The 22,022-nt window shown below is 65.0% G+C and carries 19 protein-coding genes; 18 read left to right on the top strand and 1 reads right to left on the bottom strand.

The genetic code is table 11. The features are described from left to right. Nucleotide 1: 1 nt before the first annotated feature. From gatA to FAZ21_RS01510, 14 genes are all read left to right on the top strand, one after another. Entirely contained in the window at nucleotides 2-1,453 is a 1,452-nt protein-coding gene (gatA, locus tag FAZ21_RS01445) for an Asp-tRNA(Asn)/Glu-tRNA(Gln) amidotransferase subunit GatA (protein ID WP_136771493.1), read from the top strand. Then, the gene (locus tag FAZ21_RS01450; protein ID WP_136771494.1) at nucleotides 1,454-2,191 is read left to right on the top strand and encodes a GNAT family N-acetyltransferase; all 738 of its coding nucleotides are present in this window, start codon (nucleotides 1,454-1,456) and stop codon (nucleotides 2,189-2,191) included. Between the two features lie 24 nt (nucleotides 2,192-2,215). Continuing rightward, the gene (gene gatB / locus FAZ21_RS01455; RefSeq protein ID WP_136771495.1) at nucleotides 2,216-3,643 is read left to right on the top strand and encodes an Asp-tRNA(Asn)/Glu-tRNA(Gln) amidotransferase subunit GatB; all 1,428 of its coding nucleotides are present in this window, start codon (nucleotides 2,216-2,218) and stop codon (nucleotides 3,641-3,643) included. 256 nt (nucleotides 3,644-3,899) lie between these two features. Beyond that, nucleotides 3,900-4,529 (top strand): glutathione S-transferase family protein, encoded by a 630-nt coding sequence (locus FAZ21_RS01460; protein ID WP_136771496.1) that lies wholly within the window; start codon nucleotides 3,900-3,902, stop codon nucleotides 4,527-4,529. Between the two features lie 138 nt (nucleotides 4,530-4,667). After that, entirely contained in the window at nucleotides 4,668-5,705 is a 1,038-nt protein-coding gene (gene dusB / locus FAZ21_RS01465) for a tRNA dihydrouridine synthase DusB (RefSeq protein ID WP_136771720.1), read from the top strand. Next, nucleotides 5,702-5,965 (top strand): helix-turn-helix domain-containing protein, encoded by a 264-nt coding sequence (locus FAZ21_RS01470; protein ID WP_211243333.1) that lies wholly within the window; start codon nucleotides 5,702-5,704, stop codon nucleotides 5,963-5,965. Before dusB ends, FAZ21_RS01470 begins: the two co-directional genes overlap by 4 nt. 305 nt (nucleotides 5,966-6,270) lie before the next feature. Further along, nucleotides 6,271-7,833, top strand: a complete 1,563-nt coding sequence (gene purH, locus FAZ21_RS01475) for a bifunctional phosphoribosylaminoimidazolecarboxamide formyltransferase/IMP cyclohydrolase (protein WP_136771497.1) — start codon at nucleotides 6,271-6,273, stop codon at nucleotides 7,831-7,833. 13 nt (nucleotides 7,834-7,846) lie between these two features. Continuing rightward, nucleotides 7,847-8,422 carry a peptide ABC transporter permease gene (locus tag FAZ21_RS01480; RefSeq protein ID WP_169307203.1) on the top strand — a complete coding sequence of 192 codons (576 nt, stop codon included), beginning with the start codon at nucleotides 7,847-7,849 and terminating at the stop codon, nucleotides 8,420-8,422. Between the two features lie 20 nt (nucleotides 8,423-8,442). Then, nucleotides 8,443-9,717: a phosphoribosylamine--glycine ligase gene (gene purD, locus FAZ21_RS01485; RefSeq protein ID WP_136771499.1), complete on the top strand. Its 1,275-nt coding sequence runs from the start codon at nucleotides 8,443-8,445 to the stop codon at nucleotides 9,715-9,717. Between the two features lie 163 nt (nucleotides 9,718-9,880). Further along, a complete protein-coding gene (hemA, locus tag FAZ21_RS01490; protein ID WP_136771500.1) occupies nucleotides 9,881-11,128 on the top strand; it encodes a glutamyl-tRNA reductase in 1,248 nt (415 codons plus the stop codon). Nucleotides 11,129-11,198: 70 nt separating this feature from the next. After that, nucleotides 11,199-12,275 carry a peptide chain release factor 1 gene (gene prfA, locus FAZ21_RS01495; protein WP_136771501.1) on the top strand — a complete coding sequence of 359 codons (1,077 nt, stop codon included), beginning with the start codon at nucleotides 11,199-11,201 and terminating at the stop codon, nucleotides 12,273-12,275. Between the two features lie 260 nt (nucleotides 12,276-12,535). Further along, the gene (locus FAZ21_RS01500; protein WP_136771502.1) at nucleotides 12,536-14,290 is read left to right on the top strand and encodes a GGDEF domain-containing protein; all 1,755 of its coding nucleotides are present in this window, start codon (nucleotides 12,536-12,538) and stop codon (nucleotides 14,288-14,290) included. A gap of 321 nt (nucleotides 14,291-14,611) precedes the next feature. Beyond that, nucleotides 14,612-15,679: a type II asparaginase gene (locus FAZ21_RS01505; protein WP_136771503.1), complete on the top strand. Its 1,068-nt coding sequence runs from the start codon at nucleotides 14,612-14,614 to the stop codon at nucleotides 15,677-15,679. Between the two features lie 117 nt (nucleotides 15,680-15,796). After that, nucleotides 15,797-16,141 carry a YgiW/YdeI family stress tolerance OB fold protein gene (locus FAZ21_RS01510; RefSeq protein WP_136771504.1) on the top strand — a complete coding sequence of 115 codons (345 nt, stop codon included), beginning with the start codon at nucleotides 15,797-15,799 and terminating at the stop codon, nucleotides 16,139-16,141. A gap of 48 nt (nucleotides 16,142-16,189) precedes the next feature. Here FAZ21_RS01510 and FAZ21_RS01515 read toward each other — a convergent pair whose 3' ends face one another. Further along, on the bottom strand, nucleotides 16,190-17,092 hold the full coding sequence (locus FAZ21_RS01515) for a LysR family transcriptional regulator (protein ID WP_136771505.1): 903 nt from the start codon (nucleotides 17,090-17,092) through the stop codon (nucleotides 16,190-16,192). A 93-nt stretch (nucleotides 17,093-17,185) separates the two neighbouring features. Here FAZ21_RS01515 and FAZ21_RS01520 point away from each other — a divergent pair, with 93 nt between their 5' ends. The 4 genes from FAZ21_RS01520 (at nucleotide 17,186) to FAZ21_RS01535 (ending at nucleotide 21,957) form a co-directional block, all read left to right on the top strand. Continuing rightward, nucleotides 17,186-18,289 (top strand): alkene reductase, encoded by a 1,104-nt coding sequence (locus FAZ21_RS01520; RefSeq protein WP_136771506.1) that lies wholly within the window; start codon nucleotides 17,186-17,188, stop codon nucleotides 18,287-18,289. After that, nucleotides 18,286-19,299, top strand: a complete 1,014-nt coding sequence (locus FAZ21_RS01525; protein WP_136771507.1) for a zinc-binding alcohol dehydrogenase family protein — start codon at nucleotides 18,286-18,288, stop codon at nucleotides 19,297-19,299. The genes FAZ21_RS01520 and FAZ21_RS01525 overlap by 4 nt, the downstream gene beginning before the upstream one ends. A 218-nt stretch (nucleotides 19,300-19,517) precedes the next feature. Next, a complete protein-coding gene (locus FAZ21_RS01530) occupies nucleotides 19,518-21,371 on the top strand; it encodes a ribonuclease catalytic domain-containing protein (protein WP_136771508.1) in 1,854 nt (617 codons plus the stop codon). A gap of 4 nt (nucleotides 21,372-21,375) precedes the next feature. Next, a complete protein-coding gene (locus tag FAZ21_RS01535; RefSeq protein ID WP_136771509.1) occupies nucleotides 21,376-21,957 on the top strand; it encodes a hypothetical protein in 582 nt (193 codons plus the stop codon). Nucleotides 21,958-22,022: the final 65 nt, after the last annotated feature.

The following is a 22,022-nucleotide window of genomic DNA, read 5'->3' on the forward strand; positions in this document are numbered from 1 at the left end:
TATGATCGAATCCTCCCTCAAGCAATTGTCCGCCGCGCTGGCCGCGCGGCAGGTATCGGCCGTGGAACTGGCCGGTGAATTCCTCCAGCGCGCCAGGCAGCACAACGGCGAACTCAACGCCTTCATCACACTGGATGAACAGAAGACGCTGGCCGAGGCACACGACGCCGACGTGCGCCGCGCCGACGGCACCGCCGGTCCGCTGACCGGCATCCCCGTCGCGCACAAGGACATCTTCTGCCAGGAAGGGTGGCTGACCACCTGCGGCTCGAAGATGCTGGGCAACTTCGTCTCGCCATATTCCGCGCATGTGATCGAACAGTGCCGCGCCGCCGGCCTCGTCACGCTGGGCCGCACCAATATGGACGAGTTCGCCATGGGCTCGTCCAACGAGAACAGCTTCTTCGGCCCGGTGAAAAATCCGTGGGACAAACAAGCCGTGCCCGGTGGCAGTTCGGGCGGCTCGGCCGTCGCCGTCGCCGCGCGCCTGGCCCCCATCGCCACCGGCACCGACACCGGCGGCTCGATCCGCCAACCCGCCGCGTTCTGCGGCGTCACCGGCATCAAGCCCACCTATGGCGTGGTCAGCCGTTTCGGCATGATCGCCTATGCCAGTTCGCTCGATCAGGGCGGCCCGTTCGGCAAGAGCGCCGAGGATTGCGCGCTGCTGCTGAACGTGATGGCCGGCTTCGACACGCGCGACGCCACCAGCCTGCAACGCGAGCGCGAGGATTACACCCGTGACCTGGAGCGCCCGCTGGCCGGCCTGCGTGTCGGCCTGCCGCGTGAGTATTTCGCCGACGGCCTGGCCAGCGACGTGGCCGCCGCCATCGACGCCGCCATCGCCGAATACAAAAAGCTGGGCGCGCAGATCGTCGAGATCAGCCTGCCCAACACCAGGCTGGCGATCCCGTCCTATTACGTGATCGCGCCGGCCGAGGCTTCCAGCAACCTCAGCCGTTTCGACGGCGTGCGTTACGGCCATCGCGCCGCCGATTTCGACGGCCTGAACGGCATGTACGAACAGAGCCGCGCCGAAGGTTTCGGCTGGGAAGTGAAGCGCCGCATCCTCACCGGCACCTATGTGTTGTCGCATGGCTATTACGACGCCTATTACCTGCAAGCGCAGAAGATCCGCCGCATCATTGCCAACGATTTCCAGGCCGCGTTCCGCGATTGCGACGTGATCGCCGGCCCGGTGGCGCCAACTACGGCATGGAATCTGGCCGAGAAAGCCGACGATCCGGTCGCCATGTACCTGGCCGACATCTACACGCTGGGCGTCAACCTCGCCGGCCTGCCCGGCATGAGCGTACCCGTGGGCTTTGCCGCCAACGGCCGCCCGGTTGGCCTGCAACTGATCGGCAATTACTTCGACGAAGCGCGCCTGCTGAATGTGGCGCACCGGTTCCAGCAGGCGACCGATTGGCACCTCAGGGCACCGGCGCTGTAAATGCATCCGATCCCCCACCTGGAAAGCCTGGCGCTCAGCGCCTGGCCGGCGTTGAACACCGAGCTGCTGGATGGCTGGGTGTTGCGCTTCGCCCAGGGCTACACCAAGCGCGCCAACTCGGTCAGCCCACTGTACCCGGGCGTGCTGGCCGACGAGGCCAAGGTGGACTACGTGGAACGCCGCTACGCCGCCCACGGCCAGCCCGCGATCTTCAAGCTGACCGACGCATCGACGGCGCTCGACGCCTTGCTCGCCGGACGGGGCTACACCGTAGTGGACCCCACCAGCGTGCGCACCGCATCGCTCGATACGCCCGCTATCGTGGCCGATCCGTTGGTGACACTGACGTCCACGCCCGACGATGCCTGGGTACGGGGCTTCATCGCGCTGAATCGCCTGAGCACCGCCCACGCACAGACCGCGCAACGCATGCTCGCCGGCTATGCCTGCCCCACCGCCTTCGCCGCGATCCGCGACGCGGACCGTCTCATCGCCTGCGGCTATGCGGTCATGCTGTGGGATAGCGTGTCACTGTTCGACATCGTCACCGCGCCCGAAGCGCGCCGGCAGGGGCATGGCCGGCGCCTGGTCGGCACGCTGCTGGCCTGGGGCCGCGAGCAGGGCGCGTCGCAGGGGCTGCTGCAAGTGGTTGCCGACAATGCCCCGGCGGTGGCGCTCTATGCAGCCCTGGGTTTCGCGGAACAATATCGATACTGGTATCGCCGCCAGCCCGGCTGACGGCCAACAAGAGAGAACATCAAGATGAAATGGGAAGTCGTCATCGGGCTGGAAGTGCATACCCAGCTCACGACCAGCTCGAAGATCTTTTCGCCCGCCAGCACCGCCTTCGGCGCCGAGCCGAACACGCAGACGGCGGTGGTGGACATCGCCCTGCCCGGCGCGCTGCCGGTGATGAACAAAGCCGTCGTGGAAAAGGCGATCCAGTTCGGCCTGGCCATCGGTGCCCGCGTGAACCGTAAATCGGTGTTCGCGCGCAAGAATTACTTCTACCCCGACCTGCCCAAGGGCTACCAGATCAGCCAGTTCGAGCTGCCCATCGTCGAGGGCGGGCAGATCGCCATCAACGTGGACGGTGTGGAAAAGGTGATCAACCTGACCCGCGCCCACCTTGAAGAAGACGCCGGCAAGAGTCTGCATGGCGACTACCACGGTGCCACCGGCATCGACCTGAACCGCGCCGGCACGCCGCTGCTGGAGATCGTCTCCGAGCCCGAAATGCGCTCGGCGGCTGAAGCAGTGGCCTATGCCAAGGCGCTGTATTCGCTGGTGACCTGGATCGGCATCTGCGACGGCAACATGCAGGAAGGCAGCTTCCGCTGCGACGTGAACGTCTCGGTACGCCCCGAAGGCCAGGCCGAATTCGGCACCCGCCGCGAAATCAAGAACCTGAACAGCTTCCGCTTCATCGAACAGGCGATCCGCTCCGAAGTGCAATGGCAGATCGAAACCATCGAGGACGGCGGCAAGATCCAGCAGGCCACGGTGCTGTTCGACCCCGATACCGGCGAGACCCGGATGATGCGCAGCAAGGAAGACGCGCACGATTACCGCTACTTCCCCGATCCCGACCTGCCGCCACTGGTGATCGACGAAGACTGGATCGAACGCGTGCGCGACGCGCTGCCCGAACTGCCGCACGCCATGCAGCAGCGCTTCGAGCAACAGTACGGCATTCCCGCCTACGACGCGGTCACGCTGACCGCGAGCAAGGCGCTGGCCGGCTATTACGAGGCCACCGTCGCCGCCGGTGCCGATGCCAAGCTCGCCAGTAACTGGATCATGGGCGACATCTCCGCCACGCTGAACCGCGAGGAAAAGGGCATCGAGGATTGCCCGGTCAGTGCCGCCGCCCTGGCTGCGCTGATCGCCCGCGTCGCGGACAAGACCATCAACAACAAGACGGCCAAGGACGTGTTGAAGAAGATGTGGGATTCGGGCGACAGCGCCGACACCATCATCGAGCGCGACGGCCTGAAGCAGGAAACCGACACCGGCGCCATCGAAGCCATCGTGCTGGAAGTGATCGCCGCCAATGCCAGATCGGTCGAGGAATATCGCGCCGGCAAGGAAAAGGCGCTGAACTCGCTGGTCGGCCAGGTGATGAAGGCCAGCCGCGGCAAGGCCGATCCGGCGCTGGCGCTGGCGCTGCTCAAGCAAAAGCTGGACTGACCCGCCCCGCCCCACGCGATGCCCCGGCCTGCCGGGGCATTTGCATTGGCGCATGGCGAAATCATGCCGAGCGTCAGACTGTCTCGCGGGGCAGCACGTTATTGCCTCCGCCCATCAGCCCACCAGCGGTCGATCTCCCTGCGATGCCAGCCTTGCCGTAGTACATCGCACCGCCCAACCAAGCTGACAATCCAGCGTCGGCTTCGCCGGGGCGAGAGGTTTAGAATGGTCCTCCAAACCAATCCGGAGGCCTCTCATGCAACTGGTTATCGGCAACAAGAATTACTCGTCCTGGTCGTTACGCCCCTGGCTGGGCATGAAGGTAGCGGGCATCGCCTTCGAGGAAATCCTGATTCCGCTCTACCAGTCCGGCAGCAAGGCCGAAATCCTGCGTCACTCGCCCAATGGCAAAGTGCCGGCACTTCAGGATGGCGATCTGCTGGTGTGGGATACGCTGGCCATCGCCGAATATCTTGCCGAGAAGTTTCCGGATCGCCACCTGTGGCCGCAGGACCCGGCCGCGCGCGCCATCGCGCGCTCGGTCTGCGCCGAGATGCACTCCGGCTTCACCACGCTGCGCAGCACCTGCAACATGGATATCCGCGCCAGCAAGCCGGTGACAATGACGCCCGACCTGCAAAGCGACGTGGACCGCATCGTCGCAATCTGGACCGATTGCCGCACACGCTTCGGCAATGGCGGCGCCTTCCTGTTCGACAAATTCTCATGGGCCGATGCCTTCTACGCACCGGTGGTGACGCGCTTCGTCACCTATGGCATTGCCGTTCCCGGCGACGCCCGCCGCTACATGGATACGGTACTGGCACTGCCCCCCATGCAGGAATGGATCGCCGCCGGCAAGGCCGAGCCATGGGAAATCGGCTAGCATCGGCGCCCGCCCGCCCACGGGCGGCGGTGAAAAAACGGGGTCGCGGCCCCGTTTTGTACACGTGCGCGGTTGCCCAAAAAATAGGCAGGCGTTAGAATGCCCGCCTTTTTTCCACCGCCATCCATCGCCCGCGCCATGCGCATCGGACCCTACCAGCTGCCCAACCGCCTTGCCGTCGCACCGATGGCGGGCGTGACCGACCGACTGTTCCGCCAGTTGTGCCGGCGCTTCGGTGCGGGGTACGCGGTGTCGGAAATGATCACCGCCAACAATGCGCTGTGGAGCAACGCCAAGACCCAGCGCCGCATGGACCATACCGGCGAGCCCGAACCGATCGCCGTGCAGATCGCCGGCTCCGACCCGGAGCAACTGGCGCAGGCGGCCCGGCTGAACGTGGAGTTCGGCGCGCAGATCATCGACATCAACATGGGCTGTCCGGCCAAGAAGGTGTGCAACAAGCTGGCCGGCTCGGCGCTGTTGCAGAACGAAGCGCTGGTCGGCGAAATCCTGGACGCCGTGGTCGGCGCGGTGGACGTGCCGGTCACGCTGAAGACCCGGCTGGGGTTTCGCAATGGCGAGGAAAACATCCTGCGCGTGGCGCGCCGCGCCGAAGCGGCCGGCATCGCCGCCATCGCCATCCACGGCCGTACCCGCGAGGACATGTACACCGGCCGCGCGCGCTATGCGCTGATCCGCGAAGTCAAAAGCCAGCTCGGCATCCCGGTGATCGCCAATGGCGACATCGGCACACCCGAGCAGGCGCGCGAAGTGCTGGAGGCCACCGGCGCCGACGCCATCATGATCGGCCGTGCCGCGCAGGGGCGCCCGTGGCTGTTCCGCGAGATCGCACACTACCTGGAAACCGGCGAACACCTGCCTGCGCCGCGCGTGAGCGAAATCAGCGCCGTGCTCCAGGAGCACCTGGACGCGCTGTACGGTTTTTATGGCGAATACTCGGGCTGCCGCATCGCCCGCAAACACATTGCCTGGTACACCAAGGGACTGGCAGGCAGCAACACATTCCGGCAGGCCATGTACCGGCTGGAAACCACTACCGAGCAAAAGAGGGAAACGCAGGCCTATTTCGATGGGCTGGCGTTGGAGAGCGAACACCTGCAATACGTCGACCCAATGGAGGAGACCATGCAGACAGAACAATCGGGGGACTCATGAACCAACCAGCCGAACGCGTATGCATACGCGAAGGCGATCCCATCGCCGAGGCCATCGTCGCCTCGCTGGACCAATACTTTCACGACCTGGACGGCGAGGCGCCCTGCGCCGTCTACGACATGGTGCTCGCACGCATGGAAAAGCCGTTGCTGACCCTGGTGCTGGAGCGCGTCAGCGGCAACCAGACGCGCGCGGCCGAAATGCTGGGCATCAACCGCAACACGCTGCGCAAGAAATTGCAGACATACGATCTGCTGTGAGGAAACTGCATCAACGAACGTCGGCACGCCGTCATCCGGCGCGAGTTCCGGGCGAAACCGGGCGCCAACCGGTCACCCGCGCCGCGCCGAATGCGTCGTGCTTTGCCCGGCGAGATTTGCCGACTACGTTGATGCTTGTCGAACCCTCGCCGCACTCGTATCCGGATTCGAATATCCGCCAAGACGGATAGCGCAACACGACCCAATGACCAGGGGAAGGAGCAAGGAGCGCGCCACCGCTTCCGCGCTTTCCCCATCGACCCGCACCCGTGCCCCCGGGCGGTGCCCTGAAACCGAGGAAGGAAATGAGCAAAATCCAACGTGCGCTGATCAGCGTATCCGACAAGACCGGCGTACTCGACTTTGCGCGCGCGCTCGCCGCGCAAGGCGTAGAGATCCTGTCCACCGGCGGTACCGCCAAGCTGCTGGCCGACAGCGGAGTGGCCGTGATCGAAGTGGGTGACTACACCGGCTTCCCGGAAATGCTGGATGGCCGCGTCAAGACGCTGCACCCCAAGATTCACGGCGGCATCCTGGGCCGGCGCGATCTGGAGGCCCACGTCGCTACCATGGCCGAGCATGGTATCGGCAACATCGATCTGGTCTGTGTGAACCTGTATCCGTTCGAAGCCACCATCGCCAAGCCCGACTGCACCTTCGAAGACGCCATCGAGAACATCGACATCGGCGGCCCGGCCATGGTGCGCAGCGCGGCCAAGAACCACGCCCACGTCGCCATCGTCACCGACGCGGCCGACTACGCCACGCTGGTCGATGAAATGAAGGCCAATGGCGGCGCCCTCAGCCTGGCCACGCGCAAGAACCTGGCCAAGAAAGCGTTCAGCCACACCGCCGCCTACGACGGCGCGATCTCCAACTACCTGACCGCGCTGACCGACGAAGGTGAAAAAGCCGCCTACCCCAACCGTCTGAACCTGCAATTCGTGAAAGTGCAGGACATGCGCTATGGCGAAAACCCGCACCAGAGCGCGGCGTTCTACCGCGACCTGCACCCGGCCGCCGGCAGCCTGTCCGCCTATGTCCAGCACCAGGGCAAGGAACTGAGCTACAACAACATCGCCGACGCCGACGCCGCCTGGGAGGCCGTGAAGCAGTTCGCCGAGCCGGCCTGCGTCATCGTCAAGCACGCCAATCCGTGCGGCGTGGCCGTGGCCAACGACACCTACAACGCCTATCGCCTCGCGTTCGCCACCGACACCACCAGCGCCTTCGGCGGCATCATCGCCTTCAACAAGCCGATCGACGTCGATACCGTCGAAGCCGTGAGCAAGCAGTTCATGGAAGTGCTGATCGCCCCCGCCTACACCCCGGCCGCGCTGGAGTTGCTGGCCAAGAAGGTGAACGTGCGCGTGCTGGAAGTACCGCTGGAATCTGGCGAAAACAAGTACGACCTGAAGCGTGTGGGTGGCGGCCTGCTGGTGCAGACCCCCGACAGCCACACCCTGTTGCTGGCCGACCTGAAAGTGGTTACCAAGAAGCAGCCCAGCCCGGAACAACTGAAAGACCTGCTGTTCGCCTGGAACGTGGCCAAGTTCGTCAAGTCGAACGCCATCGTGTTCTGCGGCCAGGGCCAGACGCTGGGTATCGGCGCCGGCCAGATGAGCCGCGTGGATTCCACCAAGATCGCCGCGATCAAGGCCCGCAGCGCCGGCCTGGAGCTGCGCGGCTCGGTGGCCGCTTCGGACGCCTTCTTCCCGTTCCGCGATGGCGTGGACGTGATCGCCGAGAACGGCGTCGCTGCCATCATCCAGCCGGGCGGCTCGGTGCGTGACGAAGAAGTGATCGCCGCGGCGGATGAACACGATATCGCCATGGTGTTCACCGGCGTACGTCATTTCCGCCACTGATCCGGCCTATCCGATGAAACGACACTGGTTCGCCATCGCCGCCCTGTTGCCTGTCCTGGTCGCCCCCGCGCAAGCGGCCGACTGCGACAGCTTCAGCGGCGTCGGCGACTGGGCAACCAGCGTCTGTACCCATTTCGGCAGGATCGCGAGTGAAGGAAGCTGGGACATGTACCTCACCGGGTATACCTGGCACGACCCGCACACCTGGACCGATGAGAAGCGGGCCGAACTGAATGCCAATGCCTGGGGCGGCGGATTCGGCAAGCACCTGACCGATGAGCAAGGCAACCAGGACATCCTGTACGGCATGGTCTTCGCCGATTCGCACGACCATCCCGAGCTGATGCTCGGCTACGGCAAGCTCTGGCTGTGGCCATCCGCCAGCCAGTTGTCGGTCGGCGCGGGTTACACAGTGGGCCTCACATCGCGGAACGACATCATCGGCGGGTTACCGTTTCCCTTTATCCTGCCGCTGGTGGCGTTGCGCTATCGGCGTGTCTCGGTGATGGGTACCTTCATTCCGTCACTCAACAGCAGTCTCAACAGCGGCAACGTCGGCTTTCTGTTCGGCCGCTACGAATTCAAATAAAGCGGGGGTTGGAAAAAAACATGAACATACTCGTCATCGGCGGCGGCGGCCGCGAGCATGCGCTGGCATGGAAGCTGGCTCACTCGCAACGCGTGTCGCGCGTCTTCGTCGCGCCCGGCAACGCTGGCACCGCGCTGGACGACCACCTGGTCAACGTCCCCATCACCGGCATTCCCGAACTGGTGGAATTCGCCGGCAAGGAGCAGATGGCGCTGACCGTGGTCGGCCCCGAGGCCCCGCTGTCGCAAGGCGTGGTCGATGCGTTCCGCGCCGCCGGACTGAAGATCTTCGGCCCCACCCAGGCCGCCGCGCAGCTCGAATCCAGCAAGGACTACGCCAAAGCGTTCATGCAGCGCCACGGCATTCCCACCGCCGCCTACGCCACCTTTGCCAAGGCACGCGACGCACATGCCTACGTGGATGCCCAGGGCGCACCCATCGTGATCAAGGCCGACGGCCTGGCCGCCGGCAAGGGGGTGGTGGTGGCGATGACGCTGGCGGAAGCGCACGACGCCATCGACGCCATGCTGTCCGGCAATCGCCTGGGCGATGCCGGCGCCCGCGTGGTGATCGAGGAGTTCCTCACCGGCGAAGAAGCCAGCTTCATTGTCATGGTCGATGGCAAGCACGTGCTGCCGATGGCCTCCAGCCAGGATCATAAACGCCTGCTCGATGGTGACGAAGGCCCCAATACCGGCGGCATGGGCGCTTATTCGCCCGCACCGGTGGTATCGCCCGAAGTACACGCTCGCGCCATGCGCGAGGTGATCCTGCCCACCGTAGCCGGCATGGCCAAGGATGGCATCGAATACACCGGCTTCCTCTACGCCGGCCTGATGGTCAGCGAAGACGGCAGCATCAAGGTGCTGGAATTCAACTGCCGTTTCGGCGATCCCGAAACCCAGCCGATCATGATGCGGCTCAAGAGCGACTTCGTGGCACTGATCGAAGCCGGCATCGATGGCCGTCTGGATCAGGTCGAAGCCGAATGGGATCGCCGCGCCGCGCTGGGCGTGGTGCTGGCCGCCGCCAATTACCCCGAAACACCGAAGAAGGGTGACGTCATCACCGGCCTGCCCGGCACGCTGGAAGACGGCCATGTGTTCCACGCCGGCACCACGCTGGATGCTGAAGGCCGCCCCGTCACTGCCGGCGGCCGCGTACTGTGCGTGACCGCATTGGGCGAGAACTTCAAGATGGCCCAAAAGCGCGCCTACGAACTGGTCGAACAGATCCACTTCGACCGCATGCAGTACCGCACTGATATCGGCTGGCGCGCCATCGCGCGCAAGTGAGGCGTGTGAGGAGTTGGGTGTGAGGAGTGAGGGGTAGCTTCAAAAGCAGCCACGCAGCAGCGGTAGCGCTTGCTCCTCCCCCCAACTTTTCCTGCCAAAACAAAGCCCCCCGCCTTTTCGCGTTACAATCTTGGGTTTTCCGCCTCGCTCTGTCGCGCCCGCGATGAATCTCGTTGTCCTTGGCATCAACCACGAAACCGCTCCCCTCGCCGTGCGCGAGCGGCTGGCGTTTTCCCAAGCCGAACTGGCCCCCGCGCTTTCGGCGCTGGCCGGCGCGCCGGGCGTGGCCGAGGCTGCCATCGTCTCCACCTGCAATCGCACCGAGCTGTACGTCAATGCGCATGAAGTGGACGCAGTGCTGGAGTGGTTCGCTGCCAGTCGCGGTCGCAATCCACTTGAGCTGGCGCCACATCTTTACCGGCTGATCGACGAAGACGCGGCGCGGCATGCCTTCCGTGTCGCGGCGGGCCTGGATTCGATGGTGCTCGGCGAAACCCAGATCCTGGGGCAGTTGAAAGACGCGGAGCGCGTGGCGCGCGAAGCCGGCAGCCTGGGCGTGCTGCTCAACGGCCTGTTCCAGCGTGCCTTCCAGGTAGCCAAGGAAGTACGCTCCGAGACCCGCATCGGCGCCGCGTCGGTGTCGATGGCAGCGGCAGCGGTCAAACTGGCCGAGCGCCTTTACCCGTCGGTCTCGGAATGCTCGGTGCTCTTCATCGGCGCCGGCGAAATGATCGAACTGTGCGCGGCGCATTTCTGTGCGCAGCATCCCCGCGGCATGGCCGTGGCCAACCGCACACTGGAACGTGGCGCGCGGCTGGCCGAGCAATATGGCGGCAGCGCCATGCTGCTGTCCGACCTGTCGGAGCGCATTGCCGAGTTCGACATCGTCGTCTCCTGTACGGCCGCGCCCTTGGCCATCGTCGGCAAGGGCACAGTGGAACGGGCGCTCAAGCGGCGCAGGCATCGTCCCATGTTCATCGTCGATCTGGCCGTGCCGCGCGACGTGGAACCGGAAGTGGCCGACCTGCCGGACGCCTACCTCTACACCGTGGACGATCTGGCCGAAGTGGTGCGCAACGGCCATGCCGCCCGCCAGAGCGAAGCCGAGGCCGCCGGGCTGATCATCGAAGCCGGCGTGCACGAATTCCGCCAGTGGCTGGCGGGACGCGCACTGGTACCCACCATCCGCGAATTGAAGGATCATGCCGACCGCATCGCGCGCAACGAGCTTGCGCGCGCGCGCAAGCGGCTGGCGGCGGGCGATGACGCAAACGACGTGCTGGAGCGATTGAGCGAGCAACTGGCCGCCAAGCTGCTGCATGCGCCGCTGGCCACACTGAATGCCGCCGCCCCAGAGGAACAGGAAAGCCTGTTGCGCACCACCCGGCGTATCTTCCGGCTCCACGACTAGGCACCACCCGGCCCCCACCCGACACTCACCACAGCCCGCAGCGGATGTGGATCACGGATCACACCACAGCATGAAACCATCGATCGTTCAGAAACTGGCCCAGCTTGCCGACCGCCTGGAGGAAGTGGGCGCCCTGCTCGCCGCCGAAGGTGCCACGCGCGACATGGATCAGTACCGCAAGCTCACCCGCGAGCATGCCGAACTGGAGCCAGTGGTCGCGCTCTACCACCGCTTCGAACAGACCCAGGCCGACCTCGCCACCGCCCAGGAGCTGCTGGACGACCCGGACATGAAGGATATGGCGCAGGAAGAAATCGAAAGCGCCAACGCCACACTGGCCGAACTGGAACTCGATCTGCAAAAGGCGCTGCTGCCGCGCGATCCCAATGACGAGCGCAACATCTTCCTGGAAATCCGCGCCGGCACCGGCGGGGACGAATCCACGCTGTTCGCCGCCGACCTGTTCCGCATGTACAGCCGCTTCGCCGAGCGCAACCGCTGGCAGGTGGAGATCGTCTCCGCCAGCGAATCGGATCTGAACGGCTACAAGGAAGTGATCGCACGCATCGCCGGCTACGGCGCGTACTCGCGGCTGAAGTTCGAATCGGGCGGCCACCGCGTGCAGCGCGTGCCAGCCACCGAAACCCAGGGCCGCATCCATACCAGCGCCTGCACCGTAGCCGTATTGCCCGAAGCAGATGAGCTGGAGGAAGTGAACATCAACCCGGCCGAGATCCGCATCGATACCTTCCGCGCCAGTGGCGCCGGCGGCCAGCACATCAACAAGACCGACTCCGCCGTGCGCATCACCCACCTGCCCACCGGCATCGTCGTCGAGTGCCAGGACGACCGCAGCCAGCACAAGAACAAGGCCCGCGCGATGGCAGTGCTGGCGGCGCGCATCAACGACAAACAGCGCTCCGAAATCCAGGCCCGCGAAGCCGCCACCCGCAAGAGCCTGATCGGCTCGGGCGATCGCTCCGAGCGCATTCGCACCTATAACTTCCCGCAGGGACGGATGACCGACCACCGCATCAACCTCACCCTGTACAAGCTCGACGCCATCATGGACGGCGACCTGGAAGAACTGACCCAGGCGCTGATCAATGAGCACCAAGCGGAGTTGCTGGCGCAACTGGCGGAATAAAGCGCCACTGGTGAAGCCGTTCCAGTAGCGGGATGCGTGCCTTGCGCTGTCCCACACTTGCACCCGCCCCGGTTTTTGCTCGCCACGCCAGGTGTGTCGAGCATCCGCAGCCCCCTTCCATACCCATGGGACCGAAGCGCCTACCGGTGGGTAGGTAGGGCTACCCGTATGCCACCTGGGACGAGCAGGACACCGCGCCAACCGCCGCCTTAGGATGTGCTCCCTCGCCCACGCGGCATGCCGCGGCCACGGGATATGCCATGAACGCGCTTTCCACCGACCAGAAATTCAAAGCTGGCTCGCTGCTCATCCTGACCATTGCCTGCATCCTGGCCGGGGAACTGGTCTGGTCCAACGCGCGCGACTACCTGCGCAATCTGGACAATCTCACCAACCTGAGGCTTTATCACGCGGCCCTGCACGCGGCCAACCAGCTCTCGGCCGAGCGCGGCCCGAGCAACAGCCTGATGGGCATGTCCCCCGGCAACAACACCGAAGCGCAGATTCTCCAGCTCGCAACGGCGCGCGCCGCCAGTGATAACGCGCTGATGGCGCTGGGCCAACTGGCGGCGCAACATCGTCCACTCCCTTTTCTGCCGCAACACCAACTGGTGGATATCCATCAACTGCTGCGGGATGCGCGAAGCCGGGTGGATCGGCTAGCCGCGCTCCCGCTCACCGAGCGCTCCGGCGAGCACATCGATCAGGCCATCAACGGCATGTTTCGAGTCGTGGACCAAATCAACCTGGTCGTCACCGTTATCGGGAATCACGCAGCCAAGGCCGACCGGAGCCTGTCCGACGCCATCCTCATGGCGCAGGTGGTCGGCAACATGCGCGAATACGCGGGCCGCGTCGGCTCCCTGCTCATGGTGCCGCTGATCCAGCAACGCCCGCTCGCCCTGGACCGACGCCGCAACATTGCCAACCTGCTCGGTCGGCTGGACGAAATGAACGAGCAGCTCAACCACCAGATCGGCGATTACTGGGACCGCCCCGGCATGCATGAAGCGCGCGAACAGGTGACGCAACAGTATTTCGGCACCGGCAGCACCGTGATCCAGACCGTACTGAGCAACCGGAACAACGGACGCTATGCCGATACCGCCGCCAGTTTCACCGAGCGATACGTACCGACCATGCGCGCCATCGAGCAACTGCGTGATCGCATCGTCGATAGTGGCACCAACCAGGCTATCGCCGATCTGAAAACCGCCCGAAAGGGCATGCTGCTTGCCGCCGTCCTGGCCTGTGGTATTGCCGCTGTCGTCGGCACTTTACTTCACCTTGCGCGCCATCGATTGCTATCACCGCTCCTGCGCGCACGGCAGGAGATCATCGCCCTGGCCAATGGCAATTACGAAACGCTCCAGCGCCCACCTAGCGGCCAGGAGGCCCGTAAGCTGTTCGACGCCATCGATGTCCTGCGCACCCACCAGCAACAGCGTGACCTGCTGGAAAAACGCCTGACCCTGCTGACCCGCCAGTTCAAGCAACAGGCCGCGACCGATCCGCTCACCGGTGTGAGTAATCGGCGCGCGCTGGACGAAATGGGCGAACACCTGCTGCTCAACGCAATGCCGGATGGCTGGCAGGTCGGCCTGCCGCTGCTCGACATCGACCACTTCAAGCTGGTGAATGACCTGCACGGCCACCCGGCCGGCGACGAAGTGTTGCGCGGCGTGGCGCAACGGGTGCGCAGTGCATGCCGCAGCGAAGACAACGTGGGGCGCTTCGGTGGCGAAGAGTTCACCGTCCTGGTGGCACGCACCGACACCAACGCCGCACGCCTGCTGGCCGAAAAGCTGCGACAACTGATCGCCGACACGCCCATCGTCCTGGCCGATGGCAAGGCATTGTTCGTGACTGCCAGCTTCGGCGTCGCGCTGAGCAACGCCGATAGCAACTGGGCCGACCTGATCACGGCGGCCGACCAGGCGCTGTATGCCGCCAAGCGCAACGGACGAAACCGGGTGGAGTGCGCTCCCGAAGCGGACCCGGAACGCAGCGCGTGACGGACCAGCCCCGGCGGGGCTGCCTTTGGTTCGAGCAGCGGTCAGCCATGCCGTGCACCGCCACCACCGATTGGTCTTCGCCGGGAGAAATCGCGGCCAATTGCCAAGGGTGTTGGCTGCAAGTCGCCTAGTGGCGATGTTTCTTTGCGCCACACTGTTTCCAGGCTGCCGGTGGCATAAATAATTTCCCTATTCGGATTTCTGGCAATACCCGTGTCATACAGGGCACGCGCATGATCGCTCCAGGCCGCCACACGCGGTCCACCAGATCGAGCAGGCCCGACGTGCTACCGCGCGCGATGGCCTCCACAGGAGAACAGCATGCACCTTGCACAACTTGCCCGGCGCGGCTTTGCCGCTGCCGTACTGTGTGGCGCCGGTTTCGCCTTCGCGGCCGACCTGCCCAATGTCACCATCCTGGCCACCGGCGGCACCATCGCGGGGACCGGCGCCACCAGCACCACCACAGTGGGCTATACCGCCGCCAAGATCGGCGTGGAAAAACTGATCGAAGCCGTGCCCGAACTGAAGACCATCGCCAACGTCAAGGGCGAGCAGGTGTTCCAGATCGCCAGCGAGAACATGACCAACGATTACTGGCTGACGCTGGCCAAGCGGGTGAACACCTTGCTCAGGCAATCGGATGTGGACGGCATTGTCATCACCCACGGCACCGACACCATCGAGGAAACGGCGTACTTCCTCAATCTGGTGGTCAAGAGCGACAAGCCGGTGGTGATCGTCGGCGCGATGCGCCCGGCCACGGCCATCAGCGCGGATGGCCCGATCAATCTGTTCAACGCCGTGGGCGTGGCCGGCAGCAAAGACGCAAAGGGTCGCGGCGTGCTGGTAGCGCTGAACGACGAAATCCAGGGTGCGCGCGAAGTGACCAAGACCAGCACCATGCTGGCCAACACCTTCCGTGCGCCGGAACTGGGCAACCTGGGCTACGTGGTACGCGGCCAGCCGATGTTCTACCGCGCCAGTACGCGCAAACACACCACCGCGACCGAGTTCGACATCTCGAGGCTGGACAAGCTGCCGGAAGTGGACATCGTCTACGGCTACGCCAACGCCAAGCGCCTGCCGGTGGATGCCTTCGTCGCCGCTGGCGATGCCGGCCTGGTCCACGCCGGCACCGGCAATGGCAGCCTGGCCAACCCAGTGAAAGAGGCGCTGAAGGAAGCACGCGCCAAGGGCGTGGTGATCGTGCGCAGCTCGCGCACCGGCAGCGGCATTACCGCGCGCAACGGCGAGGCCAACGACGATGAGCTGGATTTCGTCGCAGCCGACAACCTGAACCCGCAAAAGGCCCGCATCCTGCTGATGCTGGCACTGACCAGAACCCACGACACGGGGGAAATCCAGCGGATGTTCCAGACCTACTGATCGCCCGCGCCGGCCCTGCCGTGCGACCCAAACATTTCCGATTGTGAAATCGTCCGCCCGACTTGCCACGAATCGCTAGCTACACTTGAAACCGGTTTATTCTTCACAGGAGGCGACATGAAATCGATCAAGGCAATCGCGGGCATCCTCGCGCTGGTTTCCGGCGTGGCGATGGCGGCTTATGTCGGGCCGGACCATGCGGCAAAGGTGACGACCGCCGCCGATGCCGCCAAGGCAGCGGACGATACCCCGGTGGTGCTCGAAGGCAATATCGTGCGCAAGCTGGACAAGGACCACTATGAGTTCCGCGACGCCAGCGGCACCATCAAGGTGGATATCGACCACGACAAATGGCCGGCGCAGGATGTGGATGCCAAGACCCGCGTGCGGCTGACCGGCGAAGTGGACAAAGGGCTGATCAGCACCGAAGTCGATGTGAAGCAGATCGAAATCCTGCCGTGAGCCCGCCGGCCACGTCCATCACAGAACCCGCCGGTCCGGCGGGTTCTTTCATTGCAGCGCAGCGGCCTTGTCCAGGCAGAAGTCCCAGAAGGCGCGTACCCGTGGAGACAACAACCGCCCGCCGCTGCGCACCAGGAACAGCGGCGCCGCCTCACCCCGCCAGTCCGGCAGCGCCGCCACCAGCCGGCCCGTGGCCAGATCGCGCGCCACATCCAACCGGGATTTATACGCCACGCCGCAACCGCGCCGCGCCCAGTCGCTGACCACTGCGCCATCCGCCGCATAGCGGCTGGGGCGCAGCGACAACGCCACGACATCGTCGCCCCGCTGAAAGCGCCAGCTCACGTGCACCGCATCGCGCAGCGCGAACGCCAGACAGGCATGGCCCGCCAGTTGCTGTGGCGTCTGCGGCAGGCCGTGCCGTGCCCAGTAATCGGGGCTGGCAACCGCTACCCGGCAATTGCCAGCCACCAGCGGCACCGCGATCAGGCCAGCCTCGCGCATTGGGCCATAGCGCAGCGCGATATCCAGCGATTCCGCCACCAGATCGTCCACCCGGTCACTCAGCGTCAGCATCGGCACCACGGCTGGGTGACCTGCAACGAACTCCTCCACCCAGTCGAGCACGAACTGCCGCCCGAAATCAGATGGCATCGACAACCGCAATGGACCGGACAACTCACCACGCTGCCCCGCCAGCTCATCCAGTCCGCTGGTCAGCGCATCCTGCGCCGCCTGCGCGCTGCGGTACCAGATCTCACCCTCGGGCGTGAGCGTCAGGCGCCGCGTGCTGCGCTGGAACAAGCGCGCGCCCAATTGCGTTTCCAGGCGCTTGAGCGCCAGCGACAACGCTGCCGGTGTCTGGCCCAGGTCACGCGCGGCGGCCGACAGCGAGCTGCGCTCGACGATGCGCAGGAACCATTGCCAATCGGCAAAGCCCGGACCAATCATTAATTTTTCCTTGAAAATGTTTTATCGATTATTGGCTTTTTCTTAATGAAATGGCACGGCAAGATGCGTCCATCCCCACTCAGGACTTTCCTCATGAGCCGCCGCCTTTTCACCGCTTACCGCCTCGGCGACATCGAGCTGAACAACCGCATCGTGATGGCGCCGATGACGCGCGCGCGCACCGATCAGCCCGGCAACGTGCCGAATGCGCTGATGGCCGAGTACTACGCCCAGCGCGCTGGCGCCGGGCTGATCGTCACCGAGGCCACGCAGGTCAGCACGGGTGCGCAGGGCTATTCGTTCACACCTGGCGTGCACACCCCGGAACAGGTCGCCGGCTGGCGTGGCGTCACCGACGCCGTGCATGCTGCGGGCGGCCGCATCTATCTGCAAATCTGGCACGTTGGCCGCGTATCGCACCCGGTGTTCCACGGCGGCGGCCAGCCGGTGGCACCGTCGGCGATCCAGCCGCGCGACACCCAGGTGTGGGTGGCGGGCAAGGATGGCATCGGTCGCATGCTCGACTGCCCGACACCGCGCGCGCTGAGCGTGGCGGAGATCGCCGGCATCGTCGATGACTTCCGCCAGGCCGCGCGCAGCGCCATCGACGCAGGCTTCGACGGCGTGGAAATTCATGGCGCCAACGGCTATCTGATCGATCAGTTCCTGCGCACCACGTCCAACCAGCGCACCGACCAGTACGGCAGCAGCACCGCCAACCGGCTGCGCTTTCTGCAAGAAGTGATCGAGGCGGTCACCGGCGAGATCGGCGCCGAGCGCACCGGCATCCGCCTGGCCCCGTACATCACGTTCAAGGACATGGCCGACCCCGGGATCATCGATACCATCCTGACTGCCGCCACATGGCTGTCCGGTCGCGTCGGCTACCTGCATTTGTCCGAAGCCGACTGGAGCGATGCACCGCAGGTGCCGGATACGTTCCGCGTCGCCCTGCGCCAGCGTTTTGCCGGCACGCTGATCGTCGCCGGACGTTACGACGAACTACGCGCTGAGGCCATCCTGGAAGCCGGGTGGGCCGACCTGGTCGCCTTCGGCCGTCCCTTTGTCGCCAACCCCAATCTGCCGGCGCGGCTGCGCCACGGCTGGCCACTGGCCGAACTCGACCCCGCCACATTGTTCGGTGGCGATGCCAACGGCTACACCAGTTATCCCACTGCCCCGGAAGCTCAGCCATGAAAGCCGTCGCCCTCACCCGCTACCTGCCCATCGAGCATCCCGAAGCGCTATTGGACGTGGAGTTGCCCACGCTGCAACCGACAGGGCACGATCTGCTGGTGAAGATCGAAGCCATCGCCGTCAACCCGGTGGATACCAAGGTACGTGCACCCAAGGCCGGGATCGAGGCCATGCCGCGCGTGCTGGGCTGGGACGCCGCCGGCACCGTGGTCGCAGCCGGGCCGGAAGTCACGCTGTTCCGACCCGGCGACGCGGTGTACTACGCCGGCGATATCACCCGCCCCGGCAGCAACGCCGAATTCCAGTTGGTGGACGAGCGCATCGTGGGCCACAAGCCGGCCACGCTGAACTTCGCCGACGCCGCCGCGCTGCCGCTCACCGCCATCACCGCATGGGAAGCACTGTTCGATCGCCTGGGTGTACGGCGTAGCGGCGAGGATGCCGGCAAGACGGTACTGATCATTGGCGGCGCCGGTGGCGTCGGCTCGATCGGCATCCAGCTTGCGCGCCTGGCAGGGCTGAGCGTGATCGCCACCGCGTCGCGGCCCGCCTCGCGCGAATGGGTGACCCGGCTGGGCGCCAGCGCCACGGTCGATCACCGCAGCGACCTGGCGGCACAACTGGCTGCGCTGGGTCACGCCACCGTCGATTACGTGCTGTGCTTCAACGACACCGACCAGCACTTCACCGCGATGGCGCAGGTGATCGCGCCGCAGGGCAAGGTGTGCAGCATCGTCGAGAACGCCACGCCGCTGGATCTGAACCTCTTCAAGAGCAAGAGCGCCACCTTCGTCTGGGAGTTCATGTTCACCCGTTCGATGTACCGCACCACCGACATGATCGAACAGCACCGCCTGCTGGATGAAGTGGCCGCACTGGTCGATGCCGGCACGCTGCAAAGCACCGTCGGCGCGCACTTCGGCGTGATCAACGCCGCCAATCTGCGTCGCGCCCATGCCGCACTGGAGGCGGGAGACACCATCGGCAAAATCGTGCTGGCGGGGTTTTAGGCGCCTGGGTGTCATGAATAAACTATGCTCGCGGCTGACCCGCGTGCATTGCTGACACTCGCGACGCTGCGCACAGCGGATGAATCACAGTCGATCGGTGCGGGGCGATGTGCGGCGGGGTGCAGCCGTTGCTCGGCGTGCCTTGTTTATCAACGCCTTAGCCTGCCAGCGTAAACGGGGCTGATGTATAATCCGCCGTTTTTGCGCAAGGGCTGGGCATGCACGTTCTGTACGAGGAAGACGGCTTCAAGGTTGCCACGGTGAAGGAATCGCAACCGGCGAGCCTGATGGTCGAAGACGTGCGCGGCAAGCGCAGCAAGGTGAAGGCCGCCAACGTGCTGCTGAAGTTCGAGCGCCCCGACCCCGCCACGCTGTGGAGCGAAGCCGAAGCGCTGGCCGCCGAGATCGATCTCGACTTCCTCTGGGAGGTCTGCGGTGGCGAGGAATTCGCCTTCGAGGACATCGCTGCCGAATACTACGGCGCCAACCCCGGCGCGCCGCAGCAGGCGGCCGTACTGATGCGCATCGCCGGCGCGCCGATGTACTTCTACAAGAAGGGGCGTGGCCGCTACAAGCCGGCGCCCGCCGAAAACGTGAAGGCCGCGCTGGCCGCCATGGCGCGCAAGCAGCGCGAGGCCGAGCAGATGGCCGCGTGGCAGGCCGAGCTGGCCGCCGGCAAGCTGCCGGAAGCCTTCGTGCCGCTGCTGCCGCGCCTGCTGCACCGCCCCGACAAAAACGGCATCGAATGGAAGGCGCTGGCCGCCGCCGCCGATGCCGCGCACACCTCGCCGCTGCGGCTGCTCGACCATGTCGGCGCGATTCCCGACGTGGCACAGTACTTCCTCGACGGTTTCCTGCTGGAGTTCTTCCCCCACGGCCGCGAAGCGCAGGCCGAGGGCGATTACCCGCCACCGGCCGACCTGCCGCTGGCCGATGTACAGGCATTCTCCATCGACGACTCGACCACCACCGAGATCGACGACGCCTTCAGCATCGTACCGCTGAAAAACGGCAACACCCGCGTCGGCATCCATATCGCCGCGCCAACACTGGGTGTCGCGCCAGGTACGCCCATGGACGCACTGGTATTCGACCGGCTCTCCACCGTCTATTTTCCCGGCGACAAGATCACCATGCTGCCCAACACGCTGGTGGAGCAGTACACGCTGAAGGAAGGCGCCGCCCGCCCGGCGATGAGCCTGTACCTGGAACTGTCGCCCGGCTTCGACGTGATCTCGCACGAAAGCCGCATCGAAATGGTGCCTGTCGCCGCCAACCTGCGGCACGACGAAATCGAGCCGCACTTCAACGAAGCCACCGCAGGCTTCGAAACCGAAGGCGACGACTACCCGTGGAAGGCCGAACTCAACTACCTGTGGCGCTTCGCCGGCGAGCTGGAAGGCCGGCGTGGCAAGGCCGACCCCAACGCTCCGGTGCGGCTGGATTACAGCTTCTATATCGACACGCTGGACGATGGCACGCGCAAGGTACGCATCGTGCCGCGCAAGCGCGGCTCGCCAATGGACAAACTGGTGGCCGAACTGGCCATCCTGGTGAACAGCACCTGGGGCAAGGATCTGGCCGACGCCGAAGTCGCCGCCGTCTATCGCTCGCAGGGCAACGGCCGCGTACGCCTGACCACGCAACCCGGCCCCCACCTGAGCCTGGGCGTGGAATGCTATGCCTGGAGTTCGTCGCCGCTGCGCCGTGCCATCGACTTCATCAACCAGCAGCAACTGCTATCGCTGCTGCGCAACGAAAAACCGCGCTTCGCCAAGAACGATGCCGAGCTGTACGCGGCCATCGGCGCCTTCGACACCGCCTACGCCGCCTATGCCGATTTCCAGGACAAGATGGAGCGCTACTGGTGCCTGCGCTACCTGGACCAAGAGAACATCAACGAAATGACCTGCGCCGTGATCAAGGAAAACCTGGTCCGCGTGGGCGGCACGCCGTTGGTGATCCGCGTGCCCGGCCTGCCGGAATTACCGGCTGGCGCCACGGTCAAACTGAACCGGCTGGCGACGGACTATCTTGAATTGACCCTCGATAGCCGACTGGCCACGATGTGACGCGATGATGCTGCCCAAGAAACCGCTGAACCAATTACTGCCCATCCGTTTTCGCAACGGCGAGCAGATCCGCCAGTTCTCCAAGCCCTGCGTGCGCTGCGGCCACATGCTCAACGCGCGCGACATGCGCGGCGCCGCACGGCTGATCGACGACCATCTGGCCATCTCCGTCAACGCGCGTTGCCCGCAATGCGGCGAATCGTTCGGCGTGGCCTGCATCGTGGATAACCAGAAACGCGTGCGCCGGGTACTGGTGCCCGCATTGCTGTTCGGCTGGTATCTGCGCAGCCTGCCGCCACAGCGCGACGAGGACAGGCGGATGCATGCCGACGAGCAGCCCGACGATGCGACGGCCGACCTGCCCGAACCGCAGCAACGGCAAGCGGTGGCACCACCCCCGGCACCGCCGCAACGTGATGTGGAACGCGCCCATGAGGCAGTCGGCCGCTACCAGGGTCAGCCTATCCCCGCATGGGTCAAGGTGGACGGCCAGACCTTTACCTTCGAACGGGTGGCCCCCGGCGGCCAGCCACGCGCCGGCGAGTTCCTGCTGGACGACTGTCTGATCTATCGCGCGGGCCATTGAATAAACGCTTGATCGAACGCACATCATTGGTGCTTTGACCGCAAGGCATGCTGCATTGCCGTAAT

It is taken from the genome of Chitiniphilus eburneus (assembly GCF_005048205.1).
Classification (GTDB): Bacteria; Pseudomonadota; Gammaproteobacteria; order Burkholderiales; family Chitinibacteraceae; genus Chitiniphilus; species Chitiniphilus eburneus.

Excerpts from the sequence above, each read along its gene's own strand:
- FAZ21_RS01530 (WP_136771508.1), top strand. The coding sequence starts at position 19,518 with ATGCACGTTCTGTACGAGGAAGACGGCTTCAAGGTTGCCACGGTGAAG.
- FAZ21_RS01510 (WP_136771504.1), top strand. The coding sequence starts at position 15,797 with ATGAAATCGATCAAGGCAATCGCGGGCATCCTCGCGCTGGTTTCCGGC.
- FAZ21_RS01460 (WP_136771496.1), top strand. The coding sequence starts at position 3,900 with ATGCAACTGGTTATCGGCAACAAGAATTACTCGTCCTGGTCGTTACGC.
- FAZ21_RS01525 (WP_136771507.1), top strand. The coding sequence starts at position 18,286 with ATGAAAGCCGTCGCCCTCACCCGCTACCTGCCCATCGAGCATCCCGAA.
- FAZ21_RS01520 (WP_136771506.1), top strand. The coding sequence starts at position 17,186 with ATGAGCCGCCGCCTTTTCACCGCTTACCGCCTCGGCGACATCGAGCTG.
- FAZ21_RS01505 (WP_136771503.1), top strand. The coding sequence starts at position 14,612 with ATGCACCTTGCACAACTTGCCCGGCGCGGCTTTGCCGCTGCCGTACTG.
- FAZ21_RS01470 (WP_211243333.1), top strand. The coding sequence starts at position 5,702 with ATGAACCAACCAGCCGAACGCGTATGCATACGCGAAGGCGATCCCATC.
- gatB (WP_136771495.1), top strand. The coding sequence starts at position 2,216 with ATGAAATGGGAAGTCGTCATCGGGCTGGAAGTGCATACCCAGCTCACG.
- FAZ21_RS01480 (WP_169307203.1), top strand. The coding sequence starts at position 7,847 with ATGAAACGACACTGGTTCGCCATCGCCGCCCTGTTGCCTGTCCTGGTC.
- FAZ21_RS01515 (WP_136771505.1), bottom strand. The coding sequence starts at position 17,092 with ATGATTGGTCCGGGCTTTGCCGATTGGCAATGGTTCCTGCGCATCGTC.
- gatA (WP_136771493.1), top strand. The coding sequence starts at position 2 with ATGATCGAATCCTCCCTCAAGCAATTGTCCGCCGCGCTGGCCGCGCGG.
- dusB (WP_136771720.1), top strand. The coding sequence starts at position 4,668 with ATGCGCATCGGACCCTACCAGCTGCCCAACCGCCTTGCCGTCGCACCG.
- prfA (WP_136771501.1), top strand. The coding sequence starts at position 11,199 with ATGAAACCATCGATCGTTCAGAAACTGGCCCAGCTTGCCGACCGCCTG.
- FAZ21_RS01535 (WP_136771509.1), top strand. The coding sequence starts at position 21,376 with ATGATGCTGCCCAAGAAACCGCTGAACCAATTACTGCCCATCCGTTTT.
- purD (WP_136771499.1), top strand. The coding sequence starts at position 8,443 with ATGAACATACTCGTCATCGGCGGCGGCGGCCGCGAGCATGCGCTGGCA.
- FAZ21_RS01500 (WP_136771502.1), top strand. The coding sequence starts at position 12,536 with ATGAACGCGCTTTCCACCGACCAGAAATTCAAAGCTGGCTCGCTGCTC.
- purH (WP_136771497.1), top strand. The coding sequence starts at position 6,271 with ATGAGCAAAATCCAACGTGCGCTGATCAGCGTATCCGACAAGACCGGC.
- hemA (WP_136771500.1), top strand. The coding sequence starts at position 9,881 with ATGAATCTCGTTGTCCTTGGCATCAACCACGAAACCGCTCCCCTCGCC.
- FAZ21_RS01450 (WP_136771494.1), top strand. The coding sequence starts at position 1,454 with ATGCATCCGATCCCCCACCTGGAAAGCCTGGCGCTCAGCGCCTGGCCG.